Annotated in this window: 15 protein-coding genes; 4 read left to right on the top strand and 11 right to left on the bottom strand. The window is 34.9% G+C overall.

The features are described 5' to 3' along the window. Nucleotides 1–187 precede the first annotated feature (187 nt). Nucleotides 188–490 (bottom strand): metal-sensing transcriptional repressor, encoded by a 303-nt coding sequence (locus ACZ5R4_RS14880; RefSeq protein WP_054860466.1) that lies wholly within the window; start codon nucleotides 488–490, stop codon nucleotides 188–190. Between the two features lie 593 nt (nucleotides 491–1,083). Then, nucleotides 1,084–2,292 carry a helix-turn-helix domain-containing protein gene (locus ACZ5R4_RS14875; protein WP_464367546.1) on the bottom strand — a complete coding sequence of 403 codons (1,209 nt, stop codon included), beginning with the start codon at nucleotides 2,290–2,292 and terminating at the stop codon, nucleotides 1,084–1,086. Between the two features lie 164 nt (nucleotides 2,293–2,456). On the opposite strand from ACZ5R4_RS14875, the gene ACZ5R4_RS14870 reads away from it, so the two are divergent. The 4 genes from ACZ5R4_RS14870 (at nucleotide 2,457) to ACZ5R4_RS14855 (ending at nucleotide 7,648) form a co-directional block, all read left to right on the top strand. Beyond that, nucleotides 2,457–3,779 carry an ABC transporter substrate-binding protein gene (locus ACZ5R4_RS14870; RefSeq protein WP_109982922.1) on the top strand — a complete coding sequence of 441 codons (1,323 nt, stop codon included), beginning with the start codon at nucleotides 2,457–2,459 and terminating at the stop codon, nucleotides 3,777–3,779. Nucleotides 3,780–3,855: 76 nt separating this feature from the next. Further along, a complete protein-coding gene (locus ACZ5R4_RS14865; RefSeq protein WP_181397404.1) occupies nucleotides 3,856–4,758 on the top strand; it encodes a carbohydrate ABC transporter permease in 903 nt (300 codons plus the stop codon). After that, nucleotides 4,758–5,582 (top strand): carbohydrate ABC transporter permease, encoded by an 825-nt coding sequence (locus tag ACZ5R4_RS14860; RefSeq protein WP_181397405.1) that lies wholly within the window; start codon nucleotides 4,758–4,760, stop codon nucleotides 5,580–5,582. The genes ACZ5R4_RS14865 and ACZ5R4_RS14860 overlap by 1 nt, the downstream gene beginning before the upstream one ends. Nucleotides 5,583–5,605: 23 nt before the next feature. Then, the gene (locus ACZ5R4_RS14855; protein WP_109982923.1) at nucleotides 5,606–7,648 is read left to right on the top strand and encodes a beta-galactosidase; all 2,043 of its coding nucleotides are present in this window, start codon (nucleotides 5,606–5,608) and stop codon (nucleotides 7,646–7,648) included. Between the two features lie 70 nt (nucleotides 7,649–7,718). Here ACZ5R4_RS14855 and ACZ5R4_RS14850 read toward each other — a convergent pair whose 3' ends face one another. The 9 genes from ACZ5R4_RS14850 to ACZ5R4_RS14810 form a co-directional block, all read right to left on the bottom strand. Continuing rightward, nucleotides 7,719–8,114, bottom strand: a complete 396-nt coding sequence (locus ACZ5R4_RS14850) for a hypothetical protein (RefSeq protein WP_109982924.1) — start codon at nucleotides 8,112–8,114, stop codon at nucleotides 7,719–7,721. A 16-nt stretch (nucleotides 8,115–8,130) separates the two neighbouring features. After that, nucleotides 8,131–8,319, bottom strand: a complete 189-nt coding sequence (locus ACZ5R4_RS14845) for a helix-turn-helix domain-containing protein (protein WP_054860469.1) — start codon at nucleotides 8,317–8,319, stop codon at nucleotides 8,131–8,133. Between the two features lie 114 nt (nucleotides 8,320–8,433). After that, complete coding sequence (locus ACZ5R4_RS14840; protein WP_054860470.1) at nucleotides 8,434–9,042, bottom strand: lysozyme inhibitor LprI family protein; 609 nt, start codon at nucleotides 9,040–9,042, stop codon at nucleotides 8,434–8,436. 28 nt (nucleotides 9,043–9,070) lie between these two features. Then, the gene (locus ACZ5R4_RS14835) at nucleotides 9,071–9,772 is read right to left on the bottom strand and encodes an FAD-dependent oxidoreductase (protein ID WP_109982926.1); all 702 of its coding nucleotides are present in this window, start codon (nucleotides 9,770–9,772) and stop codon (nucleotides 9,071–9,073) included. A gap of 19 nt (nucleotides 9,773–9,791) precedes the next feature. Beyond that, nucleotides 9,792–10,163, bottom strand: a complete 372-nt coding sequence (locus ACZ5R4_RS14830) for an iron chaperone (protein WP_109982927.1) — start codon at nucleotides 10,161–10,163, stop codon at nucleotides 9,792–9,794. Between the two features lie 20 nt (nucleotides 10,164–10,183). Beyond that, entirely contained in the window at nucleotides 10,184–10,573 is a 390-nt protein-coding gene (locus tag ACZ5R4_RS14825; RefSeq protein WP_109982928.1) for an SRPBCC family protein, read from the bottom strand. Between the two features lie 3 nt (nucleotides 10,574–10,576). Continuing rightward, nucleotides 10,577–10,897, bottom strand: a complete 321-nt coding sequence (locus ACZ5R4_RS14820; protein WP_109982929.1) for an ArsR/SmtB family transcription factor — start codon at nucleotides 10,895–10,897, stop codon at nucleotides 10,577–10,579. A 149-nt stretch (nucleotides 10,898–11,046) separates the two neighbouring features. Beyond that, nucleotides 11,047–11,691: a methyltransferase family protein gene (locus tag ACZ5R4_RS14815; protein ID WP_109982930.1), complete on the bottom strand. Its 645-nt coding sequence runs from the start codon at nucleotides 11,689–11,691 to the stop codon at nucleotides 11,047–11,049. Between the two features lie 62 nt (nucleotides 11,692–11,753). Further along, a complete protein-coding gene (locus ACZ5R4_RS14810) occupies nucleotides 11,754–12,143 on the bottom strand; it encodes a hypothetical protein (RefSeq protein WP_054789226.1) in 390 nt (129 codons plus the stop codon). Nucleotides 12,144–12,367 lie beyond the last annotated feature (224 nt).

Raw genomic sequence — 12,367 nt, 5'->3', positions numbered from 1 at the left:
AGCCTTGATCTTCTACTGCTTCGCTTAAATCAGTAGCAACCTTAGTCTCATCAAACGGCAACACTCACTTTTTCAGTAAAATTAACCTCTGCACGGACTCCATCCATTTTATTTAGAGCAAGCTGCACAAGTCATTCCTGTAATTCCAAACGTAACATGCCTTTCATCACTCATGTTCTAAGCCCACTTATTTGGAAAATTGTTTCATCACTTCGAGTAATTCATCAATAACTTCGTCTCCGTCTCCAGATTTAACCGCATGGCTAACACAATGCTTAGCATGCCTTTCCGCTACCGTGAATCCTACTTTTTTTAGTGCTGCATTAATCGCACTAATTTGCACGAGTATATCAGGACAATACCGGTCCTCCTCCACCATTTTCTGAATACCACGCACCTGACCTTCTATTCGTTTAAGGCGATTGATAACCTTCTCTTTCTCATCTTTTGTTCTAGGTGTAATGGGATGATCATGAAGAAATTCTCCCATTCGCTTCACTTCCTTTCTTTTCATAAAAATACTATACCATTAATCGTATTTATGTGAATAAAGAAAACTCGGCAACTGCCGAGCATTACATGAACATTATTTGATGCATTAAGTTTATCCATTTATAAAGTTTGTATTCTTTTAGATAATATGGATATAGACACAAATAACCACCCTTGAGCCTGACAAGCAACTAAGGTGTGGTTATAAAAAATACCTATAGTATGTCGCTCCCTTGAAGGGCTATTGCACTACTGTTCGGTGAACCACCACCAAGACGAACTATATTATTATACGACTTTCTATTTATATTATACTGGATAAGAAATTTTAACAAATAACTTATTTTGTTGAAATACCCAATACAAAAAAGTCAGTAAATGAAAATATGTAATCTATTTTCGTTAGACAATCTTAACCATTTACAAAAAAATAACGCATGATCTCTAACTAGAATCATGCGTCCATGGACTTTTACCATGATCAACAGGGAAATAGCTTACATTGATATTATACAAAAAACAAAATCAACCTTTTATCAATAACATCACTATTTTTGATATAAACAAAGATAAAGTGAATTCCATTTTTTATTAGTATGGATCAAATCTGTTTTTTTTTATGTATTCTCCCGGTGTCATTTTAGTATGTCTTTTAAATACTTTAATGAAATAACTTTGGTCGGAAAAATGAAGGGTATTGCAAATTTCTGTAATAGAACGATTAAAATAAAGCATCATATTTTTTGCTTCTTTCACTTTCACCTTTTGGGTGTATTCGGAAATAGACATACCTGTCTCCTTCTTAAATAGATTAGAAAGATACTTCGGATTTAATCCAAGTTTTTCAGCAACCCAACTAACCGATAAATCAGATTCATAGATATGTTTGTAAATATATTCTTGGCATTGTGTAATTTTTCTAGAATATCTTTGTTGATGATGTCTCTTAACCAATTCCGCAAAATCATATAGGATCTTCTCACGAAACCAATCCACTTTGGAAATGGAATTTAACTCTTCTAAGTCCTGAATCATTACATCGCCAAGAGAATACGCATCTTCTGGGTGAAGCCCTCCTCTAATTGCAGCTCTTGTTGCTAGAGTTATAGTAGTAATGGCAATATTTTTTTGGCTTCTTAATTCACTTTTTCTAGATAAGATCCCATACTCAAAATCATCTCTTTTTCTAAACGCTTGGTGATAAGGAATGATCTCCTGCACTTTTCCTTCTTCAATGAATTGATAAATTCGACGTTCTAATAAAGGGTCATGGTGATAATAGCTATTTTCGCGAACATTTGCAATATAACTAGATTGTTTCCATTCTATCTCCGTGTCTTGTTGTTGATGTATGAACTTCAATTCCTCTCGGATATTCAATTCAGTACCTGATGTTAGGTAGTAAGCTATTTGTCCAATTTCTATTAGCTGATTACTAGTTTCTATACTCAAACTCATTAGATATGATTCAAATTCCTCCTTTAAATAGCCTCTATTAATACTGGTCAGTAATTGTACGACACCTTCTTTTGTTGGTAGATTATATACGGTTGGACCTATAATTAACCAATGTCTCTTATTTTGTTGAATAAAAGGAATACTTAGAAAACTTTCGTAATAATTAGTATTCGTTAATTGAATCTCCTTACCTAGTAAACCACAATTGATGACATGCTCCTGAAAAGTGTCGAACAAAGGATTAATGATTTTATCAGAAGAAAAGAAGGTCATATTTGCATCATAATAAATACTAATCGGAACTTTTGTTACCTCTATTAATGAACTAAGTATATTATCCATTCTAAATCCCCCTTATTTGTAAGCGTATACAATTAAAATGAATAAATTCTATATATCTAACCTTTTTTCTATATTTAACCTTATTTGTTCGCTAAAATTTTGACAAGTTAACGATGGCTATCTCGTTAACAGGGATCTAATAAAAAAACAAAGGGGTGAAGCAAATGAAAAAAATTTTAGAAAGGTTGCTCGTTGCATTTATTCTGTTAGTTTTATTAGTAGCATGTGGCGTTAATTCCTCCAGCGAACAGGATATTGAAGAATTAACTATACCTGAAAATCCCGAAGATATTAATGGAGATATTACCGTTTGGGCATGGGCATTAGAAGCAAACTATTTGGAAAAAGACGTTTTACCAGCTTTCAAGAAAATATATCCAAATATCGATGTCACTGTCGAGCACATTGGTGTGGATCAAGTATATCAAAAAGTTAGCGCTGGACTTTCAAGTGGTGGTAGTGGCTTACCTGATGTTGTACAGGTAGAGAATAACCGTATCCAATCATTTACAACTGAATTCCCGGATGCCTTTACTAACTTAAGTGCAATCGGTTACGACAAACACGAAGATAAATTTGCAAAGGCCAAGATTGAAGGTTTAAAAGATAAGAATGGAAATGTGATTGCTGCTCCACGTGATCTAGGGCCAGTTGGTGTCATTTACCGTGTTGATATTTTTGAAGAAGCAGGTGTTGATCCTTCTAAAATTGAAACATGGGATGATTACATCGAAGCAGGAAAAAAAGTTGTTGCACATACTGGAAACTATTTTCTTGGAACAGACGGTGATGGGCTATTACGGATTATGATGCAACAACAAGGGAGTTATTATTTCGATAATGAAGGTAAATTAGATATTACATCAGAGGAAGGCGAAAATGCTGCTCGAATTCTTCAAGAAATGAAAGACAATAATTTAATTACGTTTACAAATAATTGGGATGGGCAAGTTGCTGCTATGAAAAATGGAGAAGTCGCTACAAATCCGGGTGCTGTATGGTGGAGCGGTACGATGCTAGAACAAATGCCTGAACTATCTGGTAAATGGGATATGTTTATGTTACCAGCATTTGAAAAAGGTAGTACTAGGGCATCAAATGATGGTGGATCTGCATTAGCAATTCCTTCAGAGTCTGATAATAAAGTGGCAGCTTATGTCTTTACAGAGTTCGCGACAACTGACATAGATTCTCAGATTAAAGCACTCACTAATAGAGGTTTATTTCCTGCATTAACTGCAGCATATGAAGAACCTATTTTCTCTGAAAATCAAGAATATTTTAACAATGAACCATTTTTTCAAAAATTTGCCGACACAGTCGAAAACATACCAGCAGTAAATCATGATGGTGCAGAACTTGAAGTGCGTTCTGTAATGGGAAGCGAAATCGAAGCATTTCTATTAGAAGATAAAAAAGCAATGGATATGCTCCAAGACGGGGAGGAACAAGCTATACAACAAACAGGCAAAGAAACAACAGAATAAAGACCATATATCCTGAGGTTAGGCTGGTTGAAGTTTTAAACTTACCAGCCTACTTCACCACAAGGAGGGGACATTCATGGAAAATGTATCAAAAAAGGAGCAATCCACACTTTTCAAAAATGGCTTGATTACACCAAAAACTGCACCATACTTTTTTATACTACCAGCATTATTATTGTTTTTAGCTTTTACGGTATATCCAATTATTGCATCGTTCTTACTTAGTTTCCAAACACGAACAGGTGGTGTCTATACTTTTTCTGGTCTTGATAACTATATTCGGTTATTTAGTGATCCTATTTTTTACAAAGCATTAGGTAATACATTTATTCTATTAATTATCCAAGTACCTATTATGTTATTCCTCGCATTACTATTAGCAGTTTTTTTAAACTCGAAGTTATTAAATATACGTGGATTTTATAGAGTTTCCTATTTTACACCAGCTGTGACATCGTTAGTTGCTGCCTCCATTATTTTTATTCTGCTATTAAATTCAGACTATGGCCTAGTCAATTACATCTTGTCTTCTATTGGTATAGAAAAAATAAATTGGTTAACAAATGGCTTTTGGGCAAAGGTATCCTTAATTATCGTAACCACCTGGAGATGGACGGGATATAACATGGTTATTCTATTAGCAGGACTTCAGAACATTCCGAATGATCTTTATGAAGCAGCTAGTATGGATGGTGCATCACCAATTCGACAATTTTTTCATATTACCATCCCACAATTAAAACCTGTGTTATTATTTTGTTTTGTATTATCTACAATAGGAACATTTCAATTATTTGATGAACCTTATAACTTAACGAATGGTGGTCCTAATAATGCAACTTTAACCATTACGTATTATTTATATAATCAAGGTTTTAATTTCTTTGACTTCGGATATGCTTCTGCCATTGCATATGTAATCGTAGTATTTATCGCTATCCTTTCTTGGCTACAATTTAAGGTGGTGAAAGATGACTAATGAAAAACTTCTATATTAAAAAATCACTTCTACATTTTGTTTTAATTATCGGTGTTATTGTCTCATTAGGGCCATTTTATTGGATGATTGTTGGAGCAACAAACCCTTCAGGAGACGTGTTAAGTTTCCCACCCAAAATTATTCCAGGTAACTATTTCATGGAAAACTTAACTAATTTAAGTGAATCTATTCCCATCATGAAAGCACTAATCAATTCAGCCATAATAGCTATCGTTTTTGTATTAGCTAGTCTATTAGTTTGTTCAATGGCTGGTTATGCATTTGCAAAATTTAAGTTTAAAGGTAGTAATCTTATCTTTTCTAGCTTTTTGTTAGCGATGATGATACCTTATCAAGCAACCATTATTCCGTTATTCCAAATCTTTGGTGCACTTGAGTGGCTCAACACCTATCATGCTGTTATCCTGCCACAAATTTGTTATCCATTTGCTATATTCTTAATTCGTCAAAATATGAAAGGAATTCCAGATTCAATGATAGAAGCTGCCAGAATAGATGGTGCTGGTGAAATTAGCATCTTTTTCAAATTAGCATTACCAACAATGAAACCAGCTCTAGCAGCTGTAGGAATTTTCTTATTTACTCATCAATGGAACAATTTTATGTGGCCATTAATTATCATGACATCCAGTGATATGTATACATTACCAGTTGCATTATCCACATTAGCTGGATTAAATTCAGTAGATTATGGACAGCTAATGCTCGGAACTGCTATATCGGTTCTTCCGATCATGATAGTTTTCTTGATTTTACAAAAACATTTTATATCAGGAATTTTAGGAGGTTCTGTCAAAGAATAAAAGATTATGAAGGAGCATAAAGAATGAAAGATTTCCTAAACGAATCAACCATACAACTAGGTGTTTGTTATTATCCCGAACATTGGCCAGAAGAAATGTGGGAAGAAGATTTTCGTAGAATAAAAGATATGGGGTTCTTATATGTCAGAATGGCTGAATTTGCCTGGTCTATCTTTGAACCAATAGAAGGGACTTTTGAATTCGATTTATTTGACCGTGCTATTCAACTAGCAAAAAAGTATGATCTAAAAGTAATTATAGGAACACCTACCGCTACACCACCAGCATGGTTAACAGATAAATACCCTGAGGTTTTAAATGTCTCAAGAGAAGGGGTGCGCTATAACCACGGTTCTAGAAGGCACTATAATTATAATTCAGAAATTTATCGAACGTTTTCTAAAAGAATTGTTTTAGAAATGGTAGAACACTATAAGAGTAATTCAACAGTGGTTGGTTGGCAAATTGATAACGAAATCAATTGTGAAATGAATGTATTCTATTCAAACGCAGATCATGATAGCTTTCGTCAATGGGTCAAGAATAAATATCAAACATTAGAAGGACTGAATGATGCATGGGGTACTGTCTTTTGGAATCAAACCTATACGGATTGGAAACAAATTTATTTAACACGACCGACTGTTACTCATTCTTACAATCCTCACCAACTTTTAGATGAAAAGCGTTTTATCTCAGATAGCGCCATTAGCTTTGTACAAATGCAAGCAAACATTATTCGTTCTATCACAGATAAGCAGTGGGTGACCACGAATGGAATGTTCGGTCACTTGGATAATCACCGTATGACAAAAGAAGTATTAGATTTCTATGCCTATGATTCTTATCCAAACTTTAACAAGGTTATAGAGGATAAATCAATGATGCCTTTACATGACAGAAAATGGAGCATGAATTTAAGCACTGTTCGTAGTTTTGGGGGAAACTTTGCGATATTTGAACAACAAGCTGGTCCAGGGGGATGGGTAAACCGACTTGAACAACCTACACCTCGTCCAGGCCAACTGCGATTATGGACATATCAGTCGATTGCCCACGGTGCTGATTTAGTTCTTTATTTTCGATGGCGTACAGCTACCAAAGGTTCTGAAATCTACTGGCATGGCATTAATGACTATCATAATTTACCAAACCGAAGAATCACAGAACTGAAACAAACAAGTGAAGAAATTCATAAGATCGGCAATACTATCTTCCATTCAGAATACATTTCAGATGCCGCTATTTTGACCGATTACCCGAATGAATGGGATGGTGAAGAAGATAATTGGTATGGGCATTTTATTAAGGAGAGTAAAGAAGCATGGTTTAAAGCCTTTCAATATCATCATATCCCTGTCGACTTTGTCAATATCACACAAGAAATGTCCCTAGAGACGTTAGCTAAATATAGAATTCTAGTTTACCCCCACCCAGCCATTTTAACAGAGACTACAGCCCATCTATTAACACGTTATGTAGAACAAGGCGGGACCATTATTTTCGGTGCAAGAACGGGATACAAAGATTTAACAGGACAGACCTATATGAAAGCTTTCCCAGGATATATAAAGGATTTAGTAGGTGTTACAGTGGAGGAGTATACGTTATTAAATGGATGGCAGGAAAATCCAGATGTTAACCTATTAAACAAGCAATTTAAAACTACTGGTTTTAACGAAGTGCTACAGCCTGAAGTGGAGAATGTTGAAGTAATGGGAACATATCTGAATGCTCACTATGAAGGTAAACCTGCGTTGACAAAAAGAAGCGTCTCGACAGGAACTGCATACTACTACGGAAGTGTCTTTAACTACCAAACAGCATCGATCCTATTAGAAGATATGGAAGCAACCAACTATCAACATCTATTTATACTGACACCAGATATAGAGCTAGCTGTCCGGAAAAAGGATGGTGTGAGCATCTATCTTTTGCTTAATTATTCCTACCAATCACAGCATATTCAATTAAAAGCAGAAATGGAAAATCTATTAGATAACCAAACTTGTTCAGGGAGTATCACTTTGACGGGTTATGATGTATTAGTCTTAAAAGAAAAGTAATAGAAAAAAGATTTCTTGGAGGTGGACATCTATTTCTTAAAAAAGATGTCCACCAATAGCCTAATCCTTCTTATCCCTTATATCTCTTGGAATAAATAAATTCAGTGACCGGAACCGTAATAAATGTCAGACATACAACTAACAATAAAGGATAATTATCCACATTATTAAGATTACCTGTACCTTCTGAAACAAATAGTATGATGCCTGACAATACCATTAATACATAGTAACCAATTTTGGCGCTTTGTGTTTGAATATGTCTATCTAATTCATCCTTTTCACCGCCGCCTTCGTGTTGCCCCCAAGTAATCCAGTTAAAAAAGTAAGTTAATGCAAGAAAGCTAAAGAAGATAGAACCTCCATCAACCGTTCCAAATTTAAACCATTTGTATAAGGAATACCCTGCAACTAATATGAAGACCATAAACGCGATAATTGCGATAATTTTTTTAGTCTTATCCATTTCTCTTTCCCCCGTTCTAAGGTATAAATAATTGTTCCATGGGAACCGCTAAAGTTTTTGCAATATCAAAGGCTAACTGTAGACTAGGGTCATACTTATTGTTTTCAATCGCATTGATGGTTTGTCTACTTACATGGCATAATTCTGCTAATTGCCCTTGAGAAAACCCGCTTTTTTCTCGATATTCTTTTATTTTATTTTCCATTCTGAACCACCTTTTAATCTGATAAGGTGTAAAATACTTTTGACACCTTGATTATAAAATAAGACAGACATGGTGTCAAATATATTTGACATATTGTCTGTCCAGATTTAAAAGTTACTTCATGTAGTTTTCCACTAATTCGAAGCATCTCTCTTGTGTAAGATTGTTCTCAACCCTTACATATTCATATTGTTCCATTGTACCACCTTTATATTGTAGAGATGCCTCTTTTGCTGTATTATCCCGGTAATCTAACCATTCACGCTGTTCTATTCTTAGTTGTTCCATTTCTTCTGTCGGTAAAGTTTCTTCTAAAACTCCATAAATTTCATTTAACATGCCATCCAAAATATCGAAAGCATCACCTTCTATTTTTTTTAAAGCAAATGTTGTCTCATCCATAGGATTTTCTCGCATTTCTTCCACTTTCTTTTTCGTCTCATTTAATTTGTTGAGATATTCTTCCTTTAAGTCCACAGATTCTTCTTCGTTCGATGTATGTACATTCTCGCTTTGACCGTTATCCTCAACGATTTTTACGTTCGAATTATCCATATTGGAGTCATTCTCTTTAGAATCTGACTGGTCCGATTTTTCACTTGGATTTGTTGAGGTAGGTTGATCTTCTGTCTGTTTAACAGTTGACTCGTTCGTCGTGCTGCTACAAGCTGCTAGCAATAGTAATACTGCCGCTAATATTCCTAATAAAAAGTGACGTTTCATAAAATACTACCTTTCTTAAAAATTTTGTCTAATAGCCAATTAACACATCTTTTTTAATGTTTCGTTTGGAAATTTCATTATCTCGTAAATAAGTAGATGTATCCTCTACCATTGACTTCGGACCTGCAATATAGTATTTAGCATTATTCTTATAAGTACTGATGCTTTTGTCCAATGCTTGCTGTAAGTGATTCGATGAATCGAGATAAGTTAAGCCGATAGAGGTATTACTCGCTATTCTATCAAGCTCATCTTTAAAAATATAAGTTTTGTTACTGTCCAAATAGAGTAGATGCACAGGTATTTCTTTTTTCTCAGCCTCTAGTTGCTTTACGATGGAACGAAAAGGGGTAATTCCAATTCCACCCGCTATTAGTACTGTAGGGTGTTCCTCTCTTAAATAAAATGCCCCGACAGGTCCAGCCATCGTTATCTTCGTTCCTTTTGTTAATTCTAGCATTGCTTTCTTAAATTCACTAGGTTGATCACTGATTTTGGTCGTAATTTGAATCGTATTTTCCTGAGGTACAGATGCTACACTAAATGGTCGCGTATTGTTTTTTATTTTCTTGTGGGTAATTGTAAACAAGCCATATTGTCCTGCATTCCAGGTTATATCCTTTTCTTTTTCGAACAGAAAGGTATAGTAGTCTTCTGATTCTTTGTAGCTTTTTAGAAATGATAATTCTTTCTTATTGAACATGGAAAGCATATCTTTTACAAAACTCATTTCCATAGCTCCTTTCTAATTATTTTCTCCAAAAAGTAGGACAATTAGCCTTGTCCCAAATATTAAAGTCTATCATTTTCTCAAGTAATGAATAGTTAACAGGTTTATTCCACGGGAGACGAATTAATTCCTTTGTGTAATCATAGCCAGCCTTCTTAATATCCTCCTCTACATGAGAAATGGTAACACCTTCAGGGGCAACCGCTAGATGTTTTTTCGATACACTAAAACCAATAATAAAGGTACCATGATCTGTAAACATCGGTTGATTCCATTTCAATTCTGTTTCTAAACGTGGATATTTATTACTTACCCAATGCAACACTTCTTCTGTTCTTTCACGCAGGGATGGATCATCTATCCCTGCTACAAATGCCTCAAATATCGCCATGTCTTCCTACCTCCTTATCTTTACGCTTCACCTAACACTTTCTTAAGATTTTCCACCTTATACATCCAGCCATACTTCGCACCATTAAATGCTTGTCCCTCTTGATCAAATCCGGTATGTTCCAGATGCAAGTAAGTTGTCTCACCTTCTTGCTTTAAGGTCCACGTAACAATGGTGTCAATCGGTCCGCCAATCCATGTATAAGATAATTTATGAGGCTTATCTACCACCAACACTTCGCTATCTACAATTAAATCTATCTCTTCATTCCGAAACTGACATTTGTGCCCCACAATCGGTTGAAAATTATTTTCCATGACCCATTGTGCAAGAGTAGCTGAATCGGTTAAAGCCTCCCATACTTTATCGATGGAGCTCCTAAACTGAAAATCTAATGATAGATCTGCCATGATTTAATCCTCCAATATATTTTTTAATAAGGACACTCGCTCATTCCAAAACTGTTCATAATAAGAAAGCCAGTCTTTGACCTCCTGTAAAGGTGCTGGATTTAGTCTATATCTAGTTTCTCTACCTGATTTTCGATTGGTTACGAGGTCAGCCTCTTTCAGGATAGTCAAATGCTTCGAAACCGCCGTCCGCCCCATTTGGAACTGGTCTGTTAATTCATGTAAAGGTAGCTCATCTGCTTCTGCCAATAAACGGATCAATTGACGTCTTGTTGGATCTGCAATGGCAACAAAAACATCCCGTTTTTCGCAAACTTTCTTCATCATTCTATCCTCCAAATTCGATACCAATTAGTGTCCTTATTATACGACACCAATTAGTGCCGCGTCAACGAAAAAAATTGAAGCTCAGGAAGAGCTTCATTTATAAGCAAAATTATTTCAAGTGATGCTATATTATTTTCCATTTACATCTACCAAATAAAAGGGATTAACTTCTTTGTGCTCTTCTTATATTCTATGAATTGGTCTCCATATTTGTCTTGTAGATATTTATCATGATTTGGTATGTAGCTAGTAACAAATAATAAAAGTAAACCGAGGGGAATAAATAAACTAAAAAAATTATTCGTTAAGATAGCTAAGCCCAATACCCAAAGACAATCTCCGAAATAATTAATATGAATGGCGTAATGGAATAGTCCACCAGTATATAATTTCCCTTTGTTTTCTGGATTATCTTTAAAAGTCTTTCTCAACAACTCTGATCCAGTGTTGATAAAACTACCTAGTAAAAATATTATCCAGCCAACCATAAAAAGTGTCATACTAGCATCGTTATCATTAGCGATAGCTAGTAGAGGAAAACCCAGGTAGTATAAAGCAAAAGCTAAACTATTTCCGATAGCCTCCATCCACCCAATTCCTCTAGGTAACCAAAGGAACATCATGGCATTTAACCTCAGAGACGTTATAAATAGAGCCGTGAACAACCCTATCGAAAGGAAGTTTTCTTCATTCAAACTAAACAGTACATAATAGGCAATAATCAAATATACAATCTGTGCAATCAAAATAAAGCTCTTTTGTTTGGTTGATTGTTTTTGAATTCCGTACATAACGCTGGCTCCTTTTTAATGGATTGTAAGGTAGGTCTAGTTAAAGGATTTCACTTCACAAATCAAGAAGACTTCGGTTTTCTCTCCAAGATAGCTATAAAATTATCTTTATAATAGTACAACAAATAACCATGACATAGGACAAGTACTATCGCTAATGCTAGCAATGATGGATCAAGGAACAAATGGAGCAGAAAAATATTGGCAGTAATAGGTGATAATATGGTTAAGACTAAGGGGATAAATTGATGAATTAGAAGTAGAACACCACAAATAACTTCTAACGATTTTTCTATGATTAATAGATATTCAAATTCGAATAATGCCATTGCATCGGGGCTCGTTGCGATAAATGGGTCAAGCCCAAGAATAACAAAATAACCGTTAACACCAGCAACTAAAAACATCACTCCTAAAAATATTCTGCAAATTTGCATCCATAATTTTGTCAAAATAGTTACCCCCTTTCTTTTTTGGCTACTTGAGTGAAAAGCCACATTATTTTCACGCCTTAAGTGTTTTAAAGATATGCATAGGCTCTTTGCTGTAGAAACGATTTGTAGATGAAATAAAATCACATCTGATCTCTTATGTTTTATCATCCTAAACTATGGGAGATTCGTCAATGGATTTCACCCACAAAGGTTTTGGTTATGTTTTGAAAAATGAAGGGCAT

This window comes from Gracilibacillus sp. JCM 18860 (assembly GCF_055395245.1).
This window is presented reverse-complemented; position numbering and strand designations above follow the sequence as displayed.

What these genes read in the sequence shown, in the direction of transcription:
- ACZ5R4_RS14880 (WP_054860466.1), bottom strand. Translation starts at nt 490, where the DNA reads ATGGGAGAATTTCTTCATGATCATCCCATTACACCTAGAACAAAAGAT.
- ACZ5R4_RS14875 (WP_464367546.1), bottom strand. Translation starts at nt 2,292, where the DNA reads ATGGATAATATACTTAGTTCATTAATAGAGGTAACAAAAGTTCCGATT.
- ACZ5R4_RS14870 (WP_109982922.1), top strand. Translation starts at nt 2,457, where the DNA reads ATGAAAAAAATTTTAGAAAGGTTGCTCGTTGCATTTATTCTGTTAGTT.
- ACZ5R4_RS14865 (WP_181397404.1), top strand. Translation starts at nt 3,856, where the DNA reads ATGGAAAATGTATCAAAAAAGGAGCAATCCACACTTTTCAAAAATGGC.
- ACZ5R4_RS14860 (WP_181397405.1), top strand. Translation starts at nt 4,758, where the DNA reads ATGAAAAACTTCTATATTAAAAAATCACTTCTACATTTTGTTTTAATT.
- ACZ5R4_RS14855 (WP_109982923.1), top strand. Translation starts at nt 5,606, where the DNA reads ATGAAAGATTTCCTAAACGAATCAACCATACAACTAGGTGTTTGTTAT.
- ACZ5R4_RS14850 (WP_109982924.1), bottom strand. Translation starts at nt 8,114, where the DNA reads ATGGATAAGACTAAAAAAATTATCGCAATTATCGCGTTTATGGTCTTC.
- ACZ5R4_RS14845 (WP_054860469.1), bottom strand. Translation starts at nt 8,319, where the DNA reads ATGGAAAATAAAATAAAAGAATATCGAGAAAAAAGCGGGTTTTCTCAA.
- ACZ5R4_RS14840 (WP_054860470.1), bottom strand. Translation starts at nt 9,042, where the DNA reads ATGAAACGTCACTTTTTATTAGGAATATTAGCGGCAGTATTACTATTG.
- ACZ5R4_RS14835 (WP_109982926.1), bottom strand. Translation starts at nt 9,772, where the DNA reads ATGAGTTTTGTAAAAGATATGCTTTCCATGTTCAATAAGAAAGAATTA.
- ACZ5R4_RS14830 (WP_109982927.1), bottom strand. Translation starts at nt 10,163, where the DNA reads ATGGCGATATTTGAGGCATTTGTAGCAGGGATAGATGATCCATCCCTG.
- ACZ5R4_RS14825 (WP_109982928.1), bottom strand. Translation starts at nt 10,573, where the DNA reads ATGGCAGATCTATCATTAGATTTTCAGTTTAGGAGCTCCATCGATAAA.
- ACZ5R4_RS14820 (WP_109982929.1), bottom strand. Translation starts at nt 10,897, where the DNA reads ATGAAGAAAGTTTGCGAAAAACGGGATGTTTTTGTTGCCATTGCAGAT.
- ACZ5R4_RS14815 (WP_109982930.1), bottom strand. Translation starts at nt 11,691, where the DNA reads ATGTACGGAATTCAAAAACAATCAACCAAACAAAAGAGCTTTATTTTG.